Origin of the sequence: Kribbella sp. NPDC000426 (genome assembly GCF_040300265.1) — a bacterium.
Lineage (GTDB): Bacteria > Actinomycetota > Actinomycetes > Propionibacteriales > Kribbellaceae > Kribbella.
This window is the reverse complement of sequence record NZ_JBEPDK010000007.1, coordinates 350,732-373,719: the sequence shown is the minus strand read 5'-3', so window position 1 is coordinate 373,719 and position 22,988 is coordinate 350,732. Positions and strand designations below refer to the sequence as shown.

Below are 22,988 nucleotides of genomic sequence, written 5' to 3'. Positions count from 1 at the left end.
GAAGGATAGAGCTTCTGTGCATAAGTACCAGGGCTCGTCGGTGAACGCCGCTAGCATCATCGGTGACACCTGACCGGCGAAGGGACTCGTACCGCTCGTGCGCATCGACCTGCACACCCACTCGAACCGCTCGGACGGCACCGATCCGGTCCCCGTTCTGATGACGCACGCGCAGCAGGCGGGGCTCGATGTGATCGCGCTCACCGACCACGACACGGCCGACGGCTGGGTCGAGGCCCGGCAGGCCGCGGAGGAACTGGGGGTCGGGCTGGTGCCGGGGCTCGAGATCTCCTGCAAGCTCAACGGGATCAGCGTCCATCTGCTCGCGTACCTGCCGGATCCGTCGTACCCGCCGCTGGCGAAGGACCTGCAGGTGATCCGCGACGGCCGCACCGACCGGATCCCGACGATCGTGGCCCGGCTGAACAGCATCGGCGTACCGCTGACGGTCGAGGAAGTGCTGGCCCAGGCGACCGGTACGCCGTCGGTCGGCCGCCCGCACGTGGCCGACGCACTGGTCGCCAACGGCACGGTCGCGAACCGCACCGAGGCATTCGACCGGTATCTGGCCGACGGCCGCGCCGGGCACGTCCCGCACTACGCCCTCGAGCCCGGACGCGCGATCGACCTGGTCCGCGAGGCCGGCGGTGTGCCCGTGATCGCGCATCCGTGGGGCCGGTCCAGCTACAAGGTGATGACCGAGGAGAACCTCGCCCGCCTGGTCGAGGACCACGGCCTGGCCGGCATCGAGGTCGACCACCAGGACCACTCACCCGAGTCCCGGACGGCGTTGCGCGCGATCGCCGACAACCTGGGCATCTTCTACACCGGCTCCAGCGATCACCACGGCGCCGGCAAGATCGACCACGACCTGGGCGTCAACTCCACCGAGCCGGAGCAGCTGGAGCGGTTGCTCGAGACGGCGAAGAACAACGCGGCCGCCTCCGGTGCACAGGTTCCCGAGGCCTACCTTCCGTGAACAGTGTCATCAACGCGGGTCTGTTCAGCTCGGTCTTCGTCACGCTGTTCGTGATCATGGACCCGCCGGGCACCGTGCCGGTCTTCATCTCGCTGACCGCCGGACAGTCCCGCGCGGCGCGGAAGAAGGCCGCCTGGCAGGCGGTGCTGGTCGCATTCGGTGTGATCGTCGTGTTCGCGGCGTTCGGCCAGCAGATCCTGCAGCACCTCGGCATCACACTGCCCGCACTGCAATGTGCGGGCGGCCTGCTGCTCCTGCTGATCGCGCTGCAGTTGCTGACCGACACCGCCGAGGACCCGGTCCAGACCAAGAACGTGAACATCGCCTTCGTCCCGCTGGGTACGCCGTTGCTCGCCGGGCCGGGCGCGATCGTCGCCACGATGGTGTTCGTCCAGCGGGCGAACGGATCGCTGCCGGACGTGGTCGCGATCTCGGTCGGCATCGTCGCGATCCACATCGTGATGTGGCTGACGCTGCGGTTCTCCGGCATCATCATGCGGATCCTCGGCGAGAACGGCGTACTGCTCGTCACCCGGATCGCCGGTCTGCTGCTGAGCGCGATCGCCGTCCAGCTCGTCGCCGACGCGGTGGCCGACTTCATCAAGGCGGGCTGAGATGCTGCCCGGGATGCCGACGCGGCTGTTCGTCGCGACGCCGACCAAACTGCTGACGTTCGCGGACTGCAAGCGCAAGTACCGCTACACCTACCTCGAGACCCCGCGTCCGCCGAAGGGTCCGCCCTGGGCGCACAACACCGTCGGCGCGATCGTCCACGAGGTGCTGGCCGACTTCTTCGGGCGCTGGCCCGCGGCCCGTCGTACGCCGGACGAGGTTGTCGCGAAGATGCGATCGAGCTGGCGGAGCGAGGGGTTCCGCGACGAGCAGCAGTCACTGGACTGGCGCGATCGCTCGACCGAGATGGTCATCGGCTACCTGCGCGACACCGACCCGTACTACGAACCCCGCGGCGTCGAGCGCACCGTCGCCTTCACCACCGAGCGGGCGTCGTTGCGCGGCCGCGTCGACCGGATCGACGAACGCCCGGCACGTGACGGAAGCGGTGGCACCGAGCTGGCGATCGTCGACTACAAGACCGGCCGGCGGCCGCTGACCGCCGTCGATGCGCGGTCGTCGCTGGCGATGGCTCTGTACGTCCTCGGCGCCCGGCGGGTCCTGCACAAACCGTGCACCCGCGTCGAGCTCCACCACCTCCCGACCAACACCGTCGCGGCGGCCGACCACGACGAGGAGTCCCTCGGCCGCCACCAGCGCCGGGCCGAGTCGATGGCCGACGACGCCGCAGCCGCCGAGGCCCGCTGGCGCGAGGGTCTGACGCCCGCCGAGGCCGACGAAGCCTTCCCGCCCGAGCCGTCCCCGCTCTGCGGCTGGTGCGACTTCGCCAAGATCTGCCCCCAGGGCCGCCGCGAATCCCCACCACGCGACCCGTGGGCAGGTCTCGACGAAAGCAACCAGATCCCGACCGAAGAGGCCGGCTGAGTCTGCGTGCCAGCGCCGTGTGCGTTCGGTGCCAGCGGGTGGGTGAACCCTGAGGGTGGATGAAAGGGGTTCGCGTGATGGGTGCGAAGACTGTGAACAAGCTGGTGGTGCCGGGGGCAACGCTGCATTACGAGGTCGCCGGCTCGGGGCCGGTGCTGCTGCTGATCGCCGGCGGCGGGACCGATGCCGGCGTGTTCTCCGGGATGGTCGGGCAGCTCGCGGCGGAGTACACGGTCGTGACCTACGACCCGCGGGGCAACTCGCGGAGCCGGTACGACGGCGACGCGACGGACGAACGCGTCAAGCAGTCGGCCGAGGACGCGCTCGCGCTGCTCGACGCGGTCGGCGACGGTGAACCTGCTTATGTTTTCGGCAGCAGTTCGGGCGCGATCACCGGCCTCGAGCTGATCACGCGGTACCCCGACCGGGTCCGGATGCTGGTCGCGCACGAGCCGCCGTGCACCGAGGTCCTGCCAGACGCGGACGACGCCCGGGCGTTCTTCGGCGAGGTGTACGAGACCTACCGCCAGGACGGGCTGACCGCGGCCGACGTGGTGTTCATGATGGGCACCGGGATGGACGGCGACGCGATGCCGCCACTGGAGGACCTGCTGCCGGAGTACCGCGAACTCGCGGAGCGGATGCAGGCGAACGCGGCCAACTTCTACGAGCACAAGCTGTTGCCGTTCACCCGCTACGAGCCGGACCTCGACGCACTGAAGCGGGTCGCGGACCGGATCGTTCCGGCGGCCGGGCTCGACTCGCACCCGCACCTGCCGGGGCGGCCGATCGAGGTCATCGCGAACCACCTCGGCTGGCCGGTGGTGCTGTTCCCCGGCGGCCACGGCGGCTACTCGAGCCACCCGGGTCCGTTCGCCACCCACCTCGCTCATCTGCTCAAGACCGACACCGTCTAACCTGCGACCACCGGTCCGGGTGCGAGTCTGAGGGGTCTCGCACCCGGACCGGTTATTTGTGTTGACGGTACGGCGCTCCGCGGCGTACGGTCCCTGTCTGCCCTTGACAATCCGGCGTGGATTCGCACGCCGTCACAGTGGTGTCCGAACCCCCGGGTCCTTCCAGATTCGGGGCAGTTCCGCGTGCCGCTGTGCTCCTCGGACACCACCACGAGTGCGAGAGGAGGTAGGTAGTGGGTGTCTACTGGGCGATCGCCGTACGTTCCTTCCGGCGATTCTCGACGTACCGGATCGCCACCGTGTCGGGCGCGTTCACGAATTCGGTGTTCGGCTTCATCATGTGCGGCATCTACCTGACGTTGTGGCACGAGCGGCCCGGCCTCGGCGGGTACGACGTCGCCGACGCGCTGACGTTCGTGTGGCTGCAGCAGGGGTTGCTGATGCCGGTCGGGATCTGGGGCGCCACGACCACGGGCGAACTGGGGGAGCGGGTCCGCACCGGTGAGATCGCGGTGGACCTGTACCGGCCGACGCATCTGCTGCTGTGGTGGCTGTCGGTCGACCTCGGGCGGGCGCTGTTCCAGTTGCTGGTGCGTGGCGGAGCACCGTTGATCGTCGGATCGCTGGTGTTCGACCTCAAGTTCCCGTCAACGCCGTTGGCGTGGCTCGCGTTTGCGGCCGGAGTGTTCCTGGCGATCCTGATCAGCTTCGCGATCCGTTACCTGGTTGCGCTGTCCGGGTTCTGGATCACCGACACGCGCGGTATGGAGCAGTTGGCCCTCGTCCTGGCGACGTTCTTCTCGGGGATGGTGCTGCCGCTGGTGGTGTTCCCCGGCTGGATCGGGGAGGTCGCCCGGGCGACGCCGTGGGCCGCGACGATGCAGGTGCCGATCGACATCTGGCTCGGGCGGAGCCCGGGTGGCGCGGGGTCGGCGCTGCTGTTCCAGTTGGGCTGGCTCGCGGTGCTGCTCCTGTCCGCGCTGCTGGTGACATCGGTGGCGACCCGGAAGGTGGTGATCCAAGGTGGTTGAGCGGGTGCTCCGGGCGCCTTCGCAGTACTGGATGCTGATCATGATGTGGGTCCGGTCGTCGATGGCGTATCCGACGTCGTTCTTCCTGATGCTGTTCAGCTCGATGGTGCTGACCCTGATGGACTTCGTCGCGATCGCGCTGATGTTCAGCCACATCTCGTCGTTCGGCGGGTTCTCGCTGGCGGAGATGGCGTTGCTCTACGCAACGGCCTCGATGACGCTCGGGATCGCGGACCTGTTCACCGGGTCGATCGAGCGGGTCGGCGAGCGGATCCGGACCGGGTCGTTCGACGCGTACCTGATCCGGCCGGTGCCGGCCTTCCTGCAGACCGCGGCCGACGGGTTCGCGCTGCGGCGGATCGGCCGGCCGTTGCAGGCGCTGGTCGTGATGCTGTTCGCGTTCAGCCGGCTCGACATCGACTGGACAGTTGCCCGCGGCATCATGCTGGCAGTGTCGATCGCCGCCGGGTCGGTGATCTTCGGCGCGATCTTCGTGCTCGGCGCCGCGTTCCAGTTCGTGTCGGTGGATTCCGCGGAGCTGGCCAACTCGTTCACCTACGGCGGGCAGGCGATGACGCAGTACCCGTTGACGGTCTTCGGCAAGGAGATCGTGCGGGCCGTGACGTTCGTCGTACCGCTTGCCTTCGTCAACTACTACCCGGTGCTGTTCCTGCTGGGTAAGCCTGCCCCGTTGGGGTTGCCGTCCTGGATCGGACTGCTGTCGCCCCTGGTCGCGGCCGTCATGGTCGCCCTCGCCGCGCTGGCCTGGCGCGGCGGTCTTCGTCGCTATCGCAGTACAGGGAGCTGAGATGCCTGTCATCGAGTTGTCGGATGTGTCGCGGGCGTTCACGGTCACGTCGCGGGCCGGTTTGCGGCGGACGCGACGCGAGGTGCGCGCGGTCGACGGGATGTCGTTCACCGTCGAGCCGGGGGAGGTGATGGGCTACATCGGCCCGAACGGCGCCGGGAAGTCCACCACGATCAAGATGCTGACCGGGATCCTGGTCCCGTCGGGCGGCTCGATCCGGGTCGCCGGCGTGGACCCGTCCCGGAACCGGCTGAAGCTGGCGAAGCGGATCGGCGTGGTGTTCGGGCAGCGGACGACGCTGTGGTGGGACCTGCCGTTGAAGGACTCGTTCGCGGTGCTGCAGAAGATGTACGGCGTACCTCTCGCGCGCCATCGTGAGAACCTCGCGACGTTCGTGGAACTGCTGGATCTGGGCGACCTGCTCGACGTACCCGTTCGCCAGCTGTCGCTGGGACAACGGATGCGCGGGGACATCGCGGCCGCGCTGCTGCACGATCCCGAGATCGTCTACCTCGACGAACCCACCATCGGCCTGGACGTGATCAGCAAGGCCCGGCTCCGCGAGTTCCTCGCCGAGATCAACGCGGCCCGCCGTACGACGATCATCCTCACCACCCACGACCTCGACGACATCGAGGCCCTCTGCACCCGGGTCATGGTCATCGACCACGGCCACCAGATCTTCGACGGCACCCTGGACGGCCTGAAATCCAGCCAGTCCGCCCCACGCACCCTCGTGGTCGACCTCGCCACCTCCCTCCCACCCATCGCCGTCGAAGGCGCCACCGTCACCAAGGTCGACGGCCCCCGCCAGCACCTCACCTTCCCACCCACCACCAGCGCCGCCCCACTCCTCGCCCAGATCGCCGCCAACTACCCCCTCGTAGACCTCTCCGTCTCCGAACCCACCATCGAATCCGTCATAACCCAGCTCTACGCGCCAACCCCGTCCTAGCCGTCGGCTAGGCGAGATCGGCGGCCATCGAGGCGAAGACGACCTCGGGATCCATGCCCTTCGGATCCGCACGCCACCGCCGTACCGCATCCGGCAACTCGCCTTCGTCGACCGTCCCCACCCCGGCGCGGATCAGCCGCTTGGCCTCGGCGATCCCGATATCGACGTACTGCAGCTCGTTCAGGAAGTAGTAGTCGTGCCGGGCACCCTCGTTGTAGTGGAACTTCCCGGTGTTCCCGACGTACGTCCAAACGTCCTCATCCACCAACGCAGCCACCCACAGCTCCGTCTCCCCGTCCTTGACCAAGAACAACCGCGTCATCGTGAAGCCCCGTTCTGTCGATCCCGAACCTGCTGGCGGTTACTCGGTGTACCCGGCGGCGATGGAGAGTACGTCGGTGGGGTCTAGGGGTTTGGGGTCGGCGCGCCAGGCGGTGAGGGAGTCGGCTTGGTCGTCCTCGTCGAGGGTGCCGACGCCCTGGCTGATGAAGCGGCGTGCGTCGGCCGGTCCGATTGGTTCGTAGGTGAACCAGCGCTCCATGTAGTAGTCGTTGCGCAGGGCATTGTTGTCGTGGAACTTCCCGGTGTTCGCGACGTACGAGTACATGTGCTCGTGAGCCAACGCCGCCACCCACACCAGCCGGTCGTCCTCTTTCACCAGGTAGAGCTTCATCGCGCGATCCCCTCGCCTCGGTCCCGATCTGTCCCCGGTCGTCTTCGGTGTCCGGTCGCGGTGGGTCGTCGGTTGGTCACCATCTGTCTGGAGTCACTGTAGTTGTTGACCTTGACACGTCTTCCGCCCAGCTGTGTGAGGGCATCGATCCCGGGCGGCGTGCGAAGTTGGGCTGATGCTTCCACGCACTTCTGACGCGCAGCGGTCCGCTCGTCATCCGAGGTGGTGAGACTGCGCTCGACCTCGTACCAGCGGGTCGTCAGCTCCTTGACCTCGGCCGACCTGACGGAGTGCCATTGCACCTCGAGCCGGTCGATGTCCGGCGTGCCGAAATGCACGTGGATGCCCTTGTACCGCGAGCCGTCCGTGTAGGAATGCATCGCGTACAGAACCCGCCACCCCCGATCTGTCAGCGCCTCGGTCGTACTGCGCGCCGACGCGACAAGCTCGTCGGCTGACTCGGTCAGCACGGTGTATCGGAGGAGGTCCTCGACCGGATTCCGGTTGTTCGCATCGGACCAGGTCCGCAGCTTGCGAGCCAGCGACTCCGGGGATTTCACCCGGCGACTCAGCTGGTACGGCGAACTGCCGGTGGGGATCGAGGCGAGGAACTGGGCGGTGACCCGTGGCTCGATCTCAGCTGTTCGCCGGAGCAACTCGAGGCTCTTGCCGGCCGCCTTCGGGCCGTAACGGCGAGCGATCTCGTCCGCGGCGAGCGGCTTGTCGCCCCAGTCGAGTGGGCGGCGGGCCTCGAAGGCTCGACGGAGGGCAGCGAGGTCGGCCGGATGATCCGGCGCGCATGGCATCTGGTCCCCCTTGGTTTCTTGGTGGTCTTCTTTGACCGTAGGGAATGGGGTGGGGGGTTATGGGGTGGGTTTGGGGATCTGTGGATAACTCGGGTGGGTTATAGAAGGCTGGTGGGTGGTGACCTGGGGGTGGTGGGGTCGTTGAAATGCGGGTAGGGACCCAACCGGGTGGGTGATTCGGGGGTAGAGAAGGTATGCCGACGATGACGGGTGAGCCGGTGGCTGGGGTGACGGTGCCGCCGGGGGACGGGCCTGGGTTCGCGCGGTGGGTGCGGCCGCATCTGGCGGCGATGTCTCGGTTGGCGGCGCGGTTGGCGGTTGGGGCGGACCGGGACGACATCGTGCAGGAGGCGCTCGCGCGGGCGTGGTCCAAGCGTTCGCAGTACGACGCGAGCCGTGGCACCCCGTCGGCCTGGCTGCTCGCGATCACCGCCGACCAGGCCCGCAAGGCCGTACGCCGGATGCGCACCGGCCCGGACCTGTCGCTGGCCGACGCGCCCGACGCCGGACCGGTATCCCGTCCGGATCTCGACGCCCGGATGGATGTCGACCAGGCGATCACGGCGTTGTCCGCGCGACAGCGGCTCGCCGTCGACTGCTACTACTTCGCCGACCTGTCGATCGCCGACACGGCTGCAGTGATGGGCTGCTCCGAAGGCACCGTCAAGTCGACCCTCTCGGACGCCCGCTCCCGGCTCCGCACCTTGCTGGAGGTCACAGAATGAAGCCGACCGACGAGATCGACGACCTGCTGACGCGCGCGGGCGCTCAGTGGCGGGCCGATCAGGAGGCGCTGCCCGAGCCCGATCTCGAGTACATGCTGACCGGTGGCCGCAGACCCCGCCGCCGCTGGGTGCCGGCCCTCGCGGCCGCAAGTGTCGCGGTCGTTGCTGCGGGCATCATCGCCGTACTCCCGAACCACCAGGACCCGGCGCAGAGCCCGCAGCAGTCCTTTGCCCAAGGCAACCACCAGCCGAACGACGAGCTGCTCGTGAAGCCCGGCGACAAGGTCCAGGTGAGCGGCCGGATTATCGTTGCACCGGGCAAGCAGCCGGTCTTCTGTGCGCCGCTGGCGGAAAGGCTGATCGGATACCTGCCAGGTAAGGAGCCGGCGCCGAGCTGCCCCGATGACGCGGCGGTCAAGCTCAACGGCTTGAAGCTCGACCAGGTCGGCGGCCTGACCACGACCAAGGGCGTCAGCGTCGGCCATGCGACGGTCACCGGCATCTGGCGCGACGGCACGATCGACGTACAGGCGCAGTCGCCCGCGATCGAGCCGGAGCCGTCCGATCTGCCGAAGCTTCCGTGCGCGGCCCCCGCCGGCGGATGGCCGTCCCAGCCGAGCAACATCTCCTCCGCTGCGGTCAGAGCATTCCTTACCGCGAACGCCGCTCAGGCGTACGGCCCCGTCATCTACTACCCGAACGGCTCCTCGCGCAACGCCCCGGTCGTCGTGATGGTCGGCGTCGCACATGGAGATCTCGCCGCGTTCCGGGCCTCGTTCGAGAAGGTCTACAGCGGGAACCTCTGTGTGACGCCGGTGCTGATGAGCAACGCGGACAGCGATCGCGTCCGGACCGAGCTGGACACGATCCTCAGCAAGCAGCGCCTCGGCGTCTACATGAGCGGCGGCGCCGATGGGATGACCGGCGGCCCCGCGCCGCTTCAGCTGCTCGTCTACACCGAGCAAGTGAAGACCGCCCTCGCCCCGGTCGGTCTGGGCCTGCTCGACATCCAGCCTCAGGTGCGACCGGTGCGTTAGGCCAGCGTGGTCAGGCTTGGGTAGTCGTGGAAGAAGTCGACCAGGAGGCGAGCGGTCGCGGCGGGCTGGTCGATGGCCGGTGAGTGACCGGCGTCGGGGACGACCTCGGCCTCAACGCCGAGCGCCGCGGCCATCGCTTCCTGCACCGGGATCGGCCAGCCGTCGTCGGTCTCGCCGTGCAGGACCTGTGTGCGTACGCCGGACTTGGCGAGCTGATCCGTCTTGTCCTCGGCGTCCGTCAGCCGCCGGGTGATCTCGGCGAGGCTGATCGGCACGTTGCTGGTGAAGCGCGTCCGCAGGAAGGCAGCGATGTCTTCCGGCGGAGCGACGTACCCCGGGTTCTCGCGGTCGTGCCCGAGCTTCAGGTCGTACACCTGCTCGATCGGCAGGTTGTCCAGCCCGAACGCGAGCATCTGCAGGCCCTGCAGCGTCTCCTGGTCCGTGAACGCGCCCGGCCCCGAGCACATCAGCGAGATCGTGGAGAACACCGACGGGTCCGTCAGCACAGCCTCACGCGCAACCAGCCCGCCGAACGAGTGCCCGACCAGCTGGCTGTACCCGCCGAGTGCCTTGCTCATCGCCACCACGTCCGCGCCGAGCTCAGCCAGCGAGTACGCCGTCTTGTCCGCCGGACCGGCCGTCTCGTACTGACCGCGCTGGTCGACCGCGACGGTCCGCCACCCGTACCGGCACAGGTGGTCGACCAGCGGCGTGAAGTCCTCTTTGCTCCCGGTCCACCCCGGCACGAGCAGGACAGTGCCCAGCGGCGTACCGATCTGCGGTACTGCGGTGAGGGTGGCGAACGAGCCACGATCGGTCTCGAGGGTCTCGGGGTGCACCCCGTCGGGCAGCGTCAGCGTACGCGGCGTACTCACAAGTAAAGAGGGTAACTGCTCCGCTGTGTCAGGTGGTTCAACGGTGCGGCACAATGGCCGGGTGCCTCGCACTCTCGCGGTCGCCAATCAGAAGGGCGGCGTGGCCAAGACGACCACCGTCGCCACCCTCGGCGCAGCCCTGGGGGAGCTCGGCCAACGGGTGCTGCTCGTCGACCTCGACCCGCAGGCGTGCCTGACGTTCTCGGTCGGCATCGACCCCGAGGACCTCGACAAGTCGATCCACCACGTGCTGCTCGGCGGCGTGAAGGCGCAGGACGTGCTGGTCGAGTTCGACGACGCGCCGGACCTGGTGCCGGCCACGATCGAGCTGGCCGGCGCCGAGGTGCGGCTGGCCCGCGACAGCAGTCCCGAGCAGGTACTGCGGACCGCGCTGCGGCCGCTGCGTTCGTCGTACGACTGGATCATCGTGGACTGCCCGCCGACGCTCGGGCTGCTCACGGTGAACGGGCTGTCGGCGGCGTCCGACGTACTGATTCCCTTGCAGTGCGAGACCTTGGCACATCGTGGCGTAGGGCAACTACTTGACACGGTGCACGACGTACAGCAGCTGACCAACCCGGGCCTGCACGTGCTCGGCGTACTCCCGACGCTGTACGACGGACGCACGACACATGCCCGGGCGGTGCTGGAGACGATCGCGGACACGTACTCGCTCGACGTCCTGCAGCCGGCGATCCCGAAGTCGATCCGGTTCGCGGAGGCGCCGGCGATCGGGGAGACCGTGCTCAGTACGGCGCCGGCCTCGCCCGGCGCGAAGGCCTACCGGGCGTTGGCCGGCGCACTGCTTCACTGACCCGCGGTCGGCTGCTTCCGGATCAGCCGGTGCCGGAAACGCCACAGCGGTACGGCGATGATCGCGAGCAGCACGAGGAACGGCAGCATCGCGCCGACCGCGGTCGCGAGCGCGGAGAACACCGCGGTGAACGCGTGCCAGCCGCCCTTGAGACCGGCCAGGAAACCCTTGTCCTGCGCGGGTTCGGTCTCCACCGGCGGCTTGCCCTTCTCGGTCAGCGTCAGCGTGAGCGTCGCGAGATCGGTCTGCAGGGAGAGGTTCTTCTGCTTGGCCAGGAGCGCTTCCAGGTCGGACTCGCGGCGGGTGAGTTCGCTCTCGACCGAGACGATCTCGGCGATCGTGTTCGCCTTGGTCATCAGCGCGCGCATCCGCTCGAGGCTGGCGCGCTGGGACTCGATCCGGCTGGCGACGTCGACGACCTGCTCGGTCACGTCGGTGGACTCCTGGTGGATCTGTAGACGTTTGCCGAGATCGGAGAGCCGCTGGATCGCGGTCTCGAAGGACTTGGTGGGGACCTTGAGGACGAGGTTCGCCCGGGTGACCTTGCCGTCCGGGTCGCTGCCGGTGTCCTCGGACGAGACCTGGCCGTCGAGGCCGGCGATCGCGAGAACCGCCTTCTGGCGCATGTCCGAGACGTCGTCGCCTTCGACGGTCAGCGAACCGGTCTTGATGATCGCCCGCGTGATCGTCGGGTCGTCGTTGCCGCTCGACTGGGACTTCCCGGCCTGCGGTTGCGCCGGAGGTTGTGCCTTGGCGTTGCCGTCGGCCGCCTCGGAGCCCTGCTTCTGCACGGGCGCGGCCTCGCTCGTACCGCTGGTGTTGTCGTTGCTCGCTCCACAGCCGGACAGCAGCACGATCCCCGCTGTGGCCAGCACGGCTGTTACCGCTCTGATCCGCCCCATCACCCAGCCCCTCTCTCGTGGTTACCGCCCTAGGACGGCCCACGCGGGGCTGGGTGTTGCAGCCTCAGATCACCGTTCGGAAACAGTCACTCCGGCGCACTGAAGATCGGCGTCGTCGCCGGCCCGACAGCCTTCTTGGCCGGCGCCTTCCGAGCCCGCTTAACCGGCTTCTCCCCAGCCTCAGCACCGTCCGCCTCAGCCACCGCCACCGGCGCAGCCGCCTTCGCCGCGGCGGCCTTCCGCGTCCGCTTGACGGGCTGGTCCCCGGCCTCGGCATCCGCGGCAACCGGCTCAGCTACCTCCGCCGCAGCGGTCTTGCGCGTCCGTGTCCGCTTAACCGGCTTGTCCCCGGCTTCGGCGTCGCTCGCCTCGGCCACCGGCTCGGCCACCTTCGCTGCGGCGGTCTTGCGGGTGCGCGTCCGCTTCGCGGGCTTCTCGGCGGTCGTGTCGCCGGTCGGTGCAGTTGCCTGCACGTCCGACGCCTGCTCCGGCGCCTCGGCTGCCGTGACGTCGCCCGGCTGGGCCGCCTTCGACTCAGCCGTCTTGCGGGTGCGGGTCCGCTTGGCGGGCTTCTCCGCCGGCGCCTCGACCACGGCTGCTGACTCGACAACCTGCGGTGCCTCGGCGGCCGGCGCCTCCGCGGACTTGCGGGTGCGGGTGCGCTTGCGGGGCTTGCGGGTCTCGTCCTGGAGCGCCTCGGTGGCCGGTGGGACCTCGGTCTTCGTGGTGACGTCGGCGAGTTCCTCGACCGGCTGACCGGCCCGGGTGCGCTTCCGCGTCCGGTTCCGCTTGCGTCCCGACCGCGGTGCACCGTCGCCCTCGGAGCGCCCCTCGGGCCGATCCGACCCACGGCCGCGACGACCACGCGGTGCGTCCTCGCGGGACTCACGGGACTCGCGCGCCTCACGGGCCTCGGGAGCCCGGGCGGCGCGGATCCGGCCCTTGGCGTCGGTCGGGATGCCGAGGTCGTGGTACAGCTCCGGCGACGTGGAGTAGATCTCCTGCGGCTCGTCGTACGGCAGGTCGAGCGCCTTGTTGATCACCTTCCACCGGGTCACGTCCGGCCAGTCGACGAAGGTGACGGCGATGCCACTCGCCCCCGCGCGCCCGGTCCGGCCGATCCGGTGGATGTAGGTCTTCTCGTCCTCGGGGCAGGTGTTGTTGATGACGTGCGTGACGCCCTCGACATCGATACCCCGGGCCGCGACATCGGTACAGACCAGTACGTCGATCTTGTCGCCGCGGAACCGGGTCAGCGCCCGCTCCCGGGCCTGCTGGTTCAGGTCACCGTGGATCGCGGCCGCCTTGAACCCGCGGTCCTGCAGGTCGTCGGTGAGCCGGGACGCCTCGCGCTTGGTCCGGCAGAAGATCATCACCCGGCCGCGGTCCTCGGCCTGCAGGATCCGCGCCACCACCTCGGGCTTGTCCAGATCGTGCGCCCGGTAGACGAACTGTGCCGTGGTCGGCACCATCTGGGTGTCCTCGTGCGACTCCGCCCGGATGTTCAGCGGGTGCCGCATGTGGGTGCGGGCCAGCCCGATCACGGCCGACGGCATCGTTGCCGAGAACAACATCGTCTGCCGGAGCTCGGGCGTCTTGCGCAGAATGCGTTCCACGTCGGGCAGGAAGCCGAGGTCGAGCATCTCGTCGGCCTCGTCGAGGACGAGCACCTTGATGTGGCCGAGGTCGAGAACGCCCCGGTTCGCCAGGTCGAGCAGGCGTCCCGGCGTACCGACGACGACGTCGACGCCGTTCTTCAGCGCGTCCAGCTGCGGCTCGTACGCGACGCCGCCGTAGATGGTCAGCACGCGCACCGTACGCACGGTGGACGCGGTGGTCAGGTCCTTGGCGACCTGGATGGTCAGCTCGCGGGTCGGGGTGACGACCAGCGCCTGCGGCTTGCCTGGAGCGGCGAGCTCCTCGTAGTCGGCCTCGCCGGGGGAAATGGTGCGCTGCAGCAACGGAATCCCGAAGCCGAGCGTCTTGCCGGTCCCGGTCCGGGCCTGGCCGATCAGGTCGGTGCCCATCAGGGCGACGGGGAGTGTCATCTCCTGGATCGGAAACGGCTCCACGATGTTGACGCGGTCGAGCGCGTCGCAGATCTCGGGCAGCACGCCGAGCTCTCGGAAGGTGGTCAGGCTGATCGCCTCTCACATGCTTGTGCGGACAGATTGCTCAGGGGCCGGGCGCCTTGTTACGTGAGGCGCGGGGACACTGTGCAAGCACCTCGCACCAGCTTGCCCATCTGGGCGCGTCACCGGCGAATCGCCCACCAGTGTAACCGCTCAACCTGTCAACGCCGCTTCGTGTGGTTTGCGCCACTCGCGGGCCCGGCCCGACCGGGTGCCGGGCATCCTCCTACTCCGCCCTTCTTTTCCTCTCTTTTGTCCGTTGCCACCGCCCCCGGCCCGATAGGGTGCCGGGCATGGAGCAGACGGCCTTTGATGATCCCGCCTACCGGGCCGCGGCGGTGGATCTGCTGGGAGTGCTCGCGTACGGCGAGCTGACCGCGTTCGAGCGGATGGCGGAGGACGCCAAACTGGCGCCGACGCTGAACGACAAGGCGGAGCTGGCGGCGCTGGCGACCACCGAGTTCGGCCACTTCCAGCGTCTCCGGGACCGGCTGGTGGAGCTCGGCGTGGACCCGATGGACGCGATGGAGCCGTTCGTCACGCCGCTGGACGCGTTCCACGACCACACCGCGCCGTCGGACTGGCTCGAAGGCCTGGTCAAGGCGTACGTCGGGGACGGCCTGGCGAACGACTTCTACCGCGAGATCGCCTCGTTCGTGGACGCGGAGACCCGGGCCCTGGTGCTGGACGTCTTCGGTGACTCCGGCCAGGCCGAGTTCGTCGTCGACCGCGTCCGCGCCGCCATCGAGGAGGACCCGAAGCTGGGCGGCCGGCTGGCGCTCTGGGGCCGCCGGCTGGTCGGCGAGGCTCTCAGCCAGGCCCAGCGCATCGCCGCCGACCGCGACTCCCTGACCGCTCTGCTGGCCGGCAGCGTCGACCGCCCCGGCCTCGACCTGGCCGCCATCGGCCGCATGTTCACCCGTTTGACCGAGGCCCACACCGCCCGCATGACAGCCCTCGGCCTGCAGGCCTGACACGGCAACGGCCGCCTGCCCCTGGTGGGGTGGCGGCCGTTTGAGGGTGCCTGGGCTAGGCGGTTTTGGCTTTGCTGTTGCGCGACGAAATGATCGCGATGACGATCGCGGCGCAGATGATCTGGATCAGGTACTGGATCCAGTCCGGGCCCGATGTGTCCTTGACGCCGAGGAAGTAGGCGATCAGACCACCGATGAAGGCGCCGATGCCGCCGCCGAGGATGGTCCAGCCGAGGCTGATGTTCTGCTTGCCGGGGAGCACCAGCCGGGCCAGCGGCCCGAAGATGATGCCCGCGATGAGACTGACGATGATCATCCAGACCCAGTACACGGTTCCTCCTTGTGAGGGATGGCCGACCTGCGCGTAGCTGGTGCCCCGTGACAACCAGACCATTCACGACGCAGGTCTTACCGCCATCGTGCCCTCTCGACCGCAGTCCGCAACCCGGACACGCTCTACTGTGTCCGGACCGGGATCAGATCGCGCCGAACCCGACCTTGCGGGTCGACACCTCGCCGATCTCGACGTAGGCCAGCCGGTCGGCCGGGATCAGCACCCGGCGGCCCTTCTCGTCGGTCAGCTGAAGCAGACCGGTCTTCCCGGCGAGGGCCTCAGCCACCAGCTCCTGGACCTCTTCCGGGCTCTGCTCGCTCTCCAGCACCAGCTCACGATTGGCGTGCTGGACGCCGATCTTTACCTCCACGAAACCCTCCGGGCACGTTCCGACCGGCGGCTCTCGCCGGTAATGCTTTCGAGCCTATCCGCTGCCGCCGCCGAGCTCTCACCCGTCCGCCCAGAGCAGAACCTCAGCCGCAGGACATCGGCGGCAGAACCTCAGCTATCGGTGCGGGGGAAGCCGCGGATGCCGCGCCAGGCCAGCGAGGCGACCAGGTCGGCGGCGTGCTCCTGCGGGATCGACGGGTTGCCCTCACCCAGCCAGTACCGCGCGCTGACCTGCGCCATGCCGACCAGGCTGACCGCCAGCACCATCGACTGCTCGCGGCTCAGGCCGGCGTCCGCACTGATCACCTCGGAGACGGCTTCCGCGCAGGCCTGCGTGACCCGGTCGACCCGCTCGCGCACGGCCGGCTCGTTGGTCAGGTCGGACTCGAACACCAGCCGGAACGCGCCTTGCGCGTTCGCCACGTAGTCGTAGAAGGCGTGCATGGTCGCCGCGACCCGGAGCTTGTTGTCCTCGGTCGACTTGAGCGCGTCCTGCACCGAGGCGACGATCGCGTCGCAGGAGGTGTCCAGGAGCGCGAGGTAGAGCTCGAGCTTGCCGGGGAAGTGCTGGTACAGGACCGGCTTGGAGACGCCGGCCCGGTCGGCGATGTCGTCCATCGCGGCGGCGTGGTAGCCGTTCGCGACGAACACCTCCTGGGCCGCCTCGAGCAGTTGCGCGCGCCGAGCCAGCCGAGGCAGGCGGCTGCCGCGTTTCGGTGCGGTCTCGGGGGTCGTCGACACGGTGGTGCTCCTTCGGATGACGTTCCCCGAATCCTACCGGGCAGTCCTCCCCACCAGTAGCTTCCCCGCCGAACCGGGCCGCGATGGCACCGTCAGCGGTAATCGTCTTCCTCGTCGTCGCCCACCTCGCGGCGCTGCTCCTCCACGTCCGCGGGATTGGCGTCAGCAGGCACGTCCTCCTCGGCGGCTTCGTCGAGCGGGTCCCGGTCGGTGTCGTACTCCGCGTCGAACGCCGGGTCGTAGTCCGGGCCTTCGAAGTCGGTCTCTGACATGGCGCCTCCTTGCTCAGGTCGGTAGCGGCTGCGGATCGTCGTACAGGCCCTCGAGTACGTCGCCGTACTCCTCGATCCGGGCCAGTACGTCGTGCGGGAGGAACCGGAGCTCCTCCGGGGACCTGGCCGACGCCACCTCGTCCCAGTCGATCGGTGTGGAGACCCGTGGCTCGTCGGAGCCCCGGAGCGAGTACGGCGCCAGCGTGGTCTTCGCACTGGCGTTCTGGCTCCAGTCGATGAAGACCTTGTTGGGCCGGAGTGCCTTGGTCATGTTGGCGGTCACGCTCTCCGGCAGGGCCTCTGCCAGCTGCTCGGCCAGCTGTTTGGCGAACGCGCTGGTCTCCCGGGACGACGCGGGCTCGATCGGCACGTACAGGTGCATGCCCTTGTTCCCGGACGTTTTCGGCCAGCCCTCCATCCCGTAGTGGCCGAGCAGCTCCCGCAGGGCCAGGGCGACGTCGCAGCACTCGACGATGGTGGCCCCGGGCCCGGGGTCGAGATCGAAGACGATCAGGTCGGCCTGCGGGTCCCTGCCCTGGTCGGAGAGCCCGATCCGCCACTGCGGCACGTGCAGCTCGAGCGCGGCCAGGTTGGCCAGCCACACCACGGTCTGGATGTCGTCGCACACCACGAAGCTCATCTCGTCGCGTCCGGTCGAGCTACCAGGGGTCGGCAGCGTCTCGGTGCGCACCCAGGACGGCGTACCGCGGGGAGCGTTCTTCTCGAAGAAGTACGCCGCCTCGGTGCCGTCGGGCCACCGTTTGCGGGTCAGGGGCCGGTCGCTGAGGTGGGGGAGCAGGAGCTCGGCCACCTGGTGGTAGTAGTCGATCACTTCGGCCTTGGTGAACCCGGTCTGTGGGTACAGCACCTTGCCGAGGTTGGTGAGCTTCATGGTCTGCCCGTCCACCTCGGTCGTCAGCTGCTGCTGCGCGCCCGCCATGCGTCCCAGTCTCCACCTAGGAACAGTCCTAACATGGGTGGCGTGGATAGTTACGGGCCAGTAACCGGGGATGGCCTACCCCCGGAGCTGAATCAGTGGCCGGAGCGGCGGGTGCCGGTCGCGGGGGTGGATCTGCTGGTCAGGGACCTGCCTGGTGCGACGCCGGACCTCCCGCCTGCCCTGTTCGTGCACGGCCTGGGCGGATCGTCCCTGAACTGGACCGCCCTGGGTCTGATGCTCAACGACACGATCCGCGGGGTCGCCCCCGACCTCCCTGGCTTCGGCCGTACGCCGCTGTCGGGCGCGGCGGGGATCTCGGAGCAGGCCGCAGTGCTGGTCGAACTGCTGGAGCGTGAGTACGACCAGCCCGTGCACGTGTTCGGGAACTCGATGGGCGGGGCGTCGTCGGTCGCGCTGGCTGCGCTGCGTCCTGACCTGGTGGCCTCGCTGACTCTGGTGTCGCCGGCGCTGCCACATCCACGTGTGTCGGCCAGTGCGCTCTGGTTCACGGCGCTCGCCACGCCCAGGCTCGGCCCCGCAGTACTGCAGAGGTCGGCGCGGCTGCCGTTCGAGCGGCGGTTCGAGGCCTCGCTGGCGATGGTGTTCGGCGATCCGCGGTCGCTGGCGCCAGAGGTACGGGCGGCGTACGAGGCGGAGCTGCACCGGCGTGACACGGACCCGTGGGGCCGGCAGGCCACGGTGGACGGCGCTCGGAGCATTCTGCGGTCGTCACTGGCCAGACCGCGCCGGTCGTTGTGGGCGGACGCAGCCAAAGTGGAGTGCCCGGTCCTGTTGATCTATGGCGGTAGAGACCGGCTGGTCGACGCACGGATCCGCACCAAGGCCCAGCGCACGTTCCCGAACGCACGGCTGCTCTATCTGCCGCAGTCCGGACACGTGGCACAGATGGAGCATCCGGCCGAGGTGGCCCGGGCTTTCCGCCAGTTGATCGAGTCGAATCCGACGTCCGACTGAGACACGACTGAGCGACGGATCCGGTCAACTTTCCTCTCGCCTGACAAGTACTACAGATGACTTGTCGAACGAACGAGAGGACCACTGTGCGAGTGATCGGCAGAACCGCCCGAAGTCTGTCGCTGGGGATGGTCGCACTGCTCGGTGTGGGGACACTCACCGCTACCGCCGCACCGCCGGCAACACCACAATCGGTTGCTCAAGGCAACCAGTGGGATGTGAGTGCGGTGACCGGCGGCTACCGGCTCACGCTGCACCTGGACACCCCCGCCCCGATGCGTGCCTCGCTTCCGCTGCTGGAGGTCGACGGCAGACCGCTGGGTGTGGCGCAGCAGTCGCCGGACCGCAAGTCGCTGACACTGGTCAGCGCCGACCCGGCCGTGCTGAAGGCCCGCGACGTACGCCTGGTCTGGTCCGGCGACCTGGGTAAGCAGTCCGGGATGAGCCGGAGCATCACCGCGGCCGGCCCGACCGACGCCTACTGGTTGAAGGCGCGGCGTGGTCCGCTGCTGCCGGCCGACCCCGGCGCGCTGGGTAAGTACAAGGTCGACACAGCGGAGTACAACCTCGGCAACGAGGCTGTCTACCTGCCGGGCCTCGGCCACCGCTCGGAGCTGCTCGGCAAGGTGTACTCGCCGCGTGGTGCGGTCGGTCCGCGGCCGCTGGTCGTCTTCCTGCACGGCCGGCACGAGGTCTGTTACGGCGATCCGACCCACCCGTCCGACGACGACAAGCCGTGGCCGTGCCCGCCGGGCATGAAGGCGATCCCGAGCTACCGCGGGTACGACGGACCGGCGACAGCGCTGGCCAGCAACGGGTACCAGGTCGTGTCGATCAGCGCCAACGCGATCAACGCCTGGGACAGCGAGGCGTACGACGCGGGCGCGCAGGCTCGGGCCGAGCTGATCCTCGACCACCTGGCGTTGTGGCGGAAGTGGTCGACGATCGGCGGCGGCCCGTTCGGCACCAGGTTCGTCGGCAAGATCGACCTGCAGAACGTGGGGCTGATGGGCCACTCCCGCGGCGGTGAGGGTGTCGCGCGTGCCGCGGTCCTCAACGCGGACCGCGGCGGTCAATACGGGATCCGTGCGGTGCTGCCGCTCGCCCCGACCGACTTCGCGCGGGCAACCGTGCCAGGTGTGGCGATGAGCGTCGTACTGCCGTACTGCGACGGCGACGTGTCCGACCTGCAAGGACAGAAGTTCTACGACGACACCCGGTACTCCGTCGGAGGCGACGCCTCGGCGCGGTCGACGGTCACGGTTATGGGTGCCAACCACAACTTCTTCAACACCGAGTGGACGCCGGGGCAGTCCGCCGCGCCGTCGAACGACGACTGGTTCGGCGACGAGAAGGCCTCGCCGTGCGGCGCGAAGTACCCGGGTCGCTTGACGCCGAAGGAGCAGCAGGCGGTTGGTACGGCGTACGTCGCCGGGTTCTTCCGGCTGCAACTGGGACACGAGACGCAGTTCCTGCCGCAGTTCGACGGCTCCGACTCGCGGGCGGCGGCCGCGGGCAAGGCAGTCGTTCGGGTGGTGTCGCAGGGACGGGACGTGAACCGTCTGGACAAGGCACTGCCGGCCGGAGCGGTTACCGGGAAGGTGACTGCGACGGTCTGCGCTGGTGTGACGACTACTGGGCTGCGAGCTTCGACGCCGACCTGTATGGCGACTGATGACTGGTCCAACGCGCCGCACTGGGGTGCTGCGTGGTTCGCGGCCAAGACGCCGACCACTGCGGTCACGAAACTGCAGTGGAGTGGGACGAACGGGGTAGTGCGAGTCAACGTCCCGGCAGGGCAGCGGGACGTGCGGCGGGTTGCCGCACTGACGTTCCGCGCCGCACCGGACCCGGCCGGGGCGCCGAGAACCGATCTGAGCGTTCACGTGGTCGACGGGCACGGACGGGCGGCCGTCGTACCGGTGTCTGCTGTCAGTGACGCGCTGGTGCGGATGCCGGGGAGCAACGACAGCGGTCTGCCGAAGAACCTGCTCCGGACGGTCCGCATCCCGGTGTCGTCGCTGAAGGGCATCGACCTGCGTGACGTGCGCGCGGTGGAGCTCCGTACGGACAGGGTGGCCAGCGGGTCGGCGTACGTGAGCGATCTGGCCTTCTCGTCGCCAGGGCTGGGCCATTCGGTGCCTGCGGCGCTGCTGCCGAAGCTGTCCGCGTCGAGCGTCACGGTGAAGGAAGGCGACCAGGGCACGCACTCGGTCGACTTCTGGGTGACCATGTCGCGGCCGAGCATCCGGCCGGTCAGTGTGTACGTCGAGACCAACGGCGACCTCGGTGAGAGCGTCGGGGACGTTGGGCGGCAGTTGGTGTTCAAGCCGGGACAGGTGCGGCAGAAGGTGTCTGTGCCGATCACCGGGAACACACGGGACAGCTATGACCTGCCCTTCAGCCTGGTGCTGTCCGTACCGCACGACGGGCTGCTGAACGAGTCCTTCGGCGACGGTCTGGTCCTGGACGACGACCCGACGCCGTCGCTGACCTTGAGCAGCCTGAAGACGGCCGAGAAGACCGGCCTGGTCAACTTCGGCGTCAAACTGTCCGCTCCGAGCGACAAGTTCGTGTCGTTCAGCGGAGTGCTCAAGGACGGTACGGCGGTGATCCGCAAGGACTACACATCCGCCAACGACGACGGCACCGGCCCGGTCGACCGCGCCGTCGACGGGTACGTCGAGCCGGGGCAGACCACCGGCGAGCTGTCCGTGAAGATCCTCGACGACAAGGTCAAGGAACCGGCGGAGACGTTCACCGCGATCATCCAGCAGGTCGACGGCGCCGCGCTGAAGGTCCCGGTGACCCTCACAGCAACGATCATCGACAACGACTAGTACTACCGACGTGCCGGGCACCCTGGGGGCGCCCGGCACGTCGCGTTTCTGAGACGACTCTCCCGGGATGTGGACTCTCGCGGGACCGGGTTGGCGAGTGCGGGAACATGGAGGTGGGACAGATGGTTGAAAACCATCAGATCCCGTCCGACGTCTTCCTGAGGAGCCGACAACGTGTCGTCACTGCCACCGCTGGTCGAACCGGCCGACGAGCTCACGATCGACGAGGTGCGACGCTACTCGCGGCACCTGATCATCCCGGAGGTCGGGATGGCCGGGCAGAAGCGGCTGAAGAACGCCAAGGTGCTGGTCATCGGCGCCGGCGGCCTCGGCAGCCCTGCTCTGCTGTACCTGGCCGCCGCCGGTGTGGGCACCCTCGGCATCGTCGAGTTCGACACCGTCGACGAGTCCAACTTGCAGCGCCAGATCATCCACGGCCAGTCCGACGTGGGCAAGTCCAAGGCCCAGTCGGCCAAGGAGTCCATCCTCGAGGCCAACCCGTACACGAACGTCGTCCTGCACGAGACCCGGCTGGACAACGACAATGTGTTCGAGATCTTCGAGCAGTACGACCTGATCGTGGACGGCACCGACAACTTCGCCACCCGCTACCTGGTCAACGACGCCGCCGTGCTGCTGCACAAGCCGTACGTGTGGGGCTCGATCTTCCGTTTCGACGGCCAGGTCAGCGTGTTCTGGGCCGACAACGGCCCGTGCTACCGCTGCCTCTACCCGGAGCCGCCGCCGCCCGGCATGGTCCCGTCGTGCGCCGAGGGCGGCGTGCTCGGCGTGCTGTGCGCGTCCGTCGGCGCGGCCCAGGTGACCGAGGCGATCAAGCTGCTCACCGGTATCGGCGACCCGTCGCTCGGCCGGCTGAACATCTACGAGGCGCTCGACCTCAACTGGCGCTCGCTGAAGGTCCGCAAGGACCCGAACTGCGCGATCTGCGGTGAGAACCCGACCGTCACCGAGCTGATCGACTACGAGAGCTTCTGCGGCGCGATCACCGAGGAGGCGGCCGACGCGGCCGTCGGCTCGACGATCTCGGTGAAGCAGCTGAGCGAGTGGATCAAGCTCAAGGACAACGGCGAGAAGGACTTCGTGCTGATCGACGTCCGCGAGCCGAACGAGTACGAGATCAACCGGATCCCGGGCTCGGTGCTGATCCCGAAGGCCGACTTCCAGACCGGTGTCGCGCTGGAGAAGCTGCCGCAGGACAAGCAGCTGGTCTTCCACTGCAAGTCCGGCGTCCGCTCGGCCGAGGTCCTCGCGATCGCCAAGGGCGCAGGCTTCTCCGACGCCGTCCACGTCGGCGGCGGCGTGGTGGCCTGGGTCGACCAGATCGACCCGAGCCAGCCCTCGTACTAACGA

The 22,988-nt window shown here is 68.6% G+C and carries 25 protein-coding genes; 14 read left to right on the top strand and 11 right to left on the bottom strand.

The genetic code is table 11. The features are described from left to right. Nucleotides 1-97: 97 nt before the first annotated feature. From ABT313_RS33390 to ABT313_RS33360, 7 genes are all read left to right on the top strand, one after another. Nucleotides 98-979 carry a PHP domain-containing protein gene (locus ABT313_RS33390; protein ID WP_350862033.1) on the top strand — a complete coding sequence of 294 codons (882 nt, stop codon included), beginning with the start codon at nucleotides 98-100 and terminating at the stop codon, nucleotides 977-979. Then, complete coding sequence (locus tag ABT313_RS33385) at nucleotides 976-1,593, top strand: MarC family protein (protein ID WP_350862031.1); 618 nt, start codon at nucleotides 976-978, stop codon at nucleotides 1,591-1,593. The genes ABT313_RS33390 and ABT313_RS33385 overlap by 4 nt, the downstream gene beginning before the upstream one ends. Before the next feature lie 13 nt (nucleotides 1,594-1,606). Beyond that, nucleotides 1,607-2,476 (top strand): RecB family exonuclease, encoded by an 870-nt coding sequence (locus tag ABT313_RS33380; RefSeq protein ID WP_350862029.1) that lies wholly within the window; start codon nucleotides 1,607-1,609, stop codon nucleotides 2,474-2,476. Between the two features lie 77 nt (nucleotides 2,477-2,553). After that, nucleotides 2,554-3,393: an alpha/beta fold hydrolase gene (locus tag ABT313_RS33375; RefSeq protein ID WP_350862027.1), complete on the top strand. Its 840-nt coding sequence runs from the start codon at nucleotides 2,554-2,556 to the stop codon at nucleotides 3,391-3,393. Between the two features lie 233 nt (nucleotides 3,394-3,626). Further along, a complete protein-coding gene (locus ABT313_RS33370) occupies nucleotides 3,627-4,424 on the top strand; it encodes an ABC transporter permease (RefSeq protein WP_350862025.1) in 798 nt (265 codons plus the stop codon). Continuing rightward, nucleotides 4,417-5,232: an ABC transporter permease gene (locus ABT313_RS33365; RefSeq protein ID WP_350862023.1), complete on the top strand. Its 816-nt coding sequence runs from the start codon at nucleotides 4,417-4,419 to the stop codon at nucleotides 5,230-5,232. The genes ABT313_RS33370 and ABT313_RS33365 overlap by 8 nt, the downstream gene beginning before the upstream one ends. 1 nt (nucleotide 5,233) lies before the next feature. Continuing rightward, complete coding sequence (locus ABT313_RS33360; RefSeq protein ID WP_350862021.1) at nucleotides 5,234-6,187, top strand: ABC transporter ATP-binding protein; 954 nt, start codon at nucleotides 5,234-5,236, stop codon at nucleotides 6,185-6,187. 7 nt (nucleotides 6,188-6,194) lie between these two features. Here ABT313_RS33360 and ABT313_RS33355 read toward each other — a convergent pair whose 3' ends face one another. From ABT313_RS33355 to ABT313_RS33345, 3 genes are read right to left on the bottom strand one after another with little or no spacing between them, the layout of a single operon-like run. Beyond that, nucleotides 6,195-6,509 carry a hypothetical protein gene (locus ABT313_RS33355; RefSeq protein ID WP_350862019.1) on the bottom strand — a complete coding sequence of 105 codons (315 nt, stop codon included), beginning with the start codon at nucleotides 6,507-6,509 and terminating at the stop codon, nucleotides 6,195-6,197. Between the two features lie 39 nt (nucleotides 6,510-6,548). Then, nucleotides 6,549-6,860, bottom strand: a complete 312-nt coding sequence (locus ABT313_RS33350) for a hypothetical protein (protein ID WP_350862017.1) — start codon at nucleotides 6,858-6,860, stop codon at nucleotides 6,549-6,551. Continuing rightward, entirely contained in the window at nucleotides 6,857-7,666 is an 810-nt protein-coding gene (locus ABT313_RS33345) for a hypothetical protein (RefSeq protein WP_350862015.1), read from the bottom strand. The genes ABT313_RS33350 and ABT313_RS33345 overlap by 4 nt, the downstream gene beginning before the upstream one ends. 194 nt (nucleotides 7,667-7,860) lie before the next feature. Between ABT313_RS33345 and ABT313_RS33340 the strand changes: the two genes are divergently transcribed. Together ABT313_RS33340 and ABT313_RS33335 are read left to right on the top strand one after the other, a co-directional pair. Next, on the top strand, nucleotides 7,861-8,391 hold the full coding sequence (locus ABT313_RS33340) for an RNA polymerase sigma factor (RefSeq protein WP_350862013.1): 531 nt from the start codon (nucleotides 7,861-7,863) through the stop codon (nucleotides 8,389-8,391). Further along, nucleotides 8,388-9,428, top strand: coding sequence for a hypothetical protein (locus ABT313_RS33335; RefSeq protein WP_350862011.1), 1,041 nt, complete (start codon nucleotides 8,388-8,390; stop codon nucleotides 9,426-9,428). The genes ABT313_RS33340 and ABT313_RS33335 overlap by 4 nt, the downstream gene beginning before the upstream one ends. Here the strand turns inward: ABT313_RS33335 and ABT313_RS33330 are convergent. Further along, complete coding sequence (locus ABT313_RS33330) at nucleotides 9,425-10,303, bottom strand: alpha/beta fold hydrolase (protein WP_350862009.1); 879 nt, start codon at nucleotides 10,301-10,303, stop codon at nucleotides 9,425-9,427. The two genes, ABT313_RS33335 and ABT313_RS33330, sit on opposite strands and share 4 nt — an antisense overlap. A gap of 61 nt (nucleotides 10,304-10,364) precedes the next feature. Here ABT313_RS33330 and ABT313_RS33325 point away from each other — a divergent pair, with 61 nt between their 5' ends. Beyond that, nucleotides 10,365-11,117 carry a ParA family protein gene (locus ABT313_RS33325; protein ID WP_350862007.1) on the top strand — a complete coding sequence of 251 codons (753 nt, stop codon included), beginning with the start codon at nucleotides 10,365-10,367 and terminating at the stop codon, nucleotides 11,115-11,117. On the opposite strand, the gene ABT313_RS33320 is transcribed toward ABT313_RS33325, so the two are convergent. Both ABT313_RS33320 and ABT313_RS33315 read right to left on the bottom strand, forming a co-directional pair. Beyond that, nucleotides 11,111-12,019 (bottom strand): DUF4349 domain-containing protein, encoded by a 909-nt coding sequence (locus ABT313_RS33320; RefSeq protein WP_350862005.1) that lies wholly within the window; start codon nucleotides 12,017-12,019, stop codon nucleotides 11,111-11,113. The genes ABT313_RS33325 and ABT313_RS33320 overlap by 7 nt on opposite strands. A gap of 86 nt (nucleotides 12,020-12,105) precedes the next feature. Beyond that, the gene (locus tag ABT313_RS33315; protein WP_350862003.1) at nucleotides 12,106-14,133 is read right to left on the bottom strand and encodes a DEAD/DEAH box helicase; all 2,028 of its coding nucleotides are present in this window, start codon (nucleotides 14,131-14,133) and stop codon (nucleotides 12,106-12,108) included. Between the two features lie 311 nt (nucleotides 14,134-14,444). Between ABT313_RS33315 and ABT313_RS33310 the strand changes: the two genes are divergently transcribed. Next, nucleotides 14,445-15,125, top strand: coding sequence for a ferritin-like fold-containing protein (locus tag ABT313_RS33310; RefSeq protein WP_350862001.1), 681 nt, complete (start codon nucleotides 14,445-14,447; stop codon nucleotides 15,123-15,125). Nucleotides 15,126-15,180: 55 nt separating this feature from the next. Here the strand turns inward: ABT313_RS33310 and ABT313_RS33305 are convergent, their stop codons facing one another. From ABT313_RS33305 to ligD, 5 genes are all read right to left on the bottom strand, one after another. Beyond that, a complete protein-coding gene (locus ABT313_RS33305) occupies nucleotides 15,181-15,456 on the bottom strand; it encodes a GlsB/YeaQ/YmgE family stress response membrane protein (protein ID WP_350861999.1) in 276 nt (91 codons plus the stop codon). Between the two features lie 145 nt (nucleotides 15,457-15,601). Continuing rightward, on the bottom strand, nucleotides 15,602-15,829 hold the full coding sequence (locus ABT313_RS33300) for a DUF3107 domain-containing protein (RefSeq protein ID WP_130439935.1): 228 nt from the start codon (nucleotides 15,827-15,829) through the stop codon (nucleotides 15,602-15,604). A 131-nt stretch (nucleotides 15,830-15,960) separates the two neighbouring features. Continuing rightward, nucleotides 15,961-16,590 (bottom strand): TetR/AcrR family transcriptional regulator, encoded by a 630-nt coding sequence (locus ABT313_RS33295; RefSeq protein ID WP_134108667.1) that lies wholly within the window; start codon nucleotides 16,588-16,590, stop codon nucleotides 15,961-15,963. A gap of 92 nt (nucleotides 16,591-16,682) precedes the next feature. Next, on the bottom strand, nucleotides 16,683-16,862 hold the full coding sequence (locus ABT313_RS33290) for a hypothetical protein (RefSeq protein ID WP_350861996.1): 180 nt from the start codon (nucleotides 16,860-16,862) through the stop codon (nucleotides 16,683-16,685). A gap of 13 nt (nucleotides 16,863-16,875) precedes the next feature. After that, nucleotides 16,876-17,802 (bottom strand): non-homologous end-joining DNA ligase, encoded by a 927-nt coding sequence (ligD, locus tag ABT313_RS33285; RefSeq protein WP_350861994.1) that lies wholly within the window; start codon nucleotides 17,800-17,802, stop codon nucleotides 16,876-16,878. Between the two features lie 111 nt (nucleotides 17,803-17,913). Between ligD and ABT313_RS33280 the strand changes: the two genes are divergently transcribed. The 3 genes from ABT313_RS33280 (at nucleotide 17,914) to moeZ (ending at nucleotide 22,985) form a co-directional block, all read left to right on the top strand. Then, complete coding sequence (locus tag ABT313_RS33280; protein WP_350861993.1) at nucleotides 17,914-18,777, top strand: alpha/beta fold hydrolase; 864 nt, start codon at nucleotides 17,914-17,916, stop codon at nucleotides 18,775-18,777. A gap of 92 nt (nucleotides 18,778-18,869) precedes the next feature. Continuing rightward, nucleotides 18,870-21,617 carry a Calx-beta domain-containing protein gene (locus ABT313_RS33275; protein WP_350861991.1) on the top strand — a complete coding sequence of 916 codons (2,748 nt, stop codon included), beginning with the start codon at nucleotides 18,870-18,872 and terminating at the stop codon, nucleotides 21,615-21,617. Nucleotides 21,618-21,791: 174 nt separating this feature from the next. After that, nucleotides 21,792-22,985 carry an adenylyltransferase/sulfurtransferase MoeZ gene (moeZ, locus tag ABT313_RS33270; RefSeq protein WP_350861989.1) on the top strand — a complete coding sequence of 398 codons (1,194 nt, stop codon included), beginning with the start codon at nucleotides 21,792-21,794 and terminating at the stop codon, nucleotides 22,983-22,985. Nucleotides 22,986-22,988: the final 3 nt, after the last annotated feature.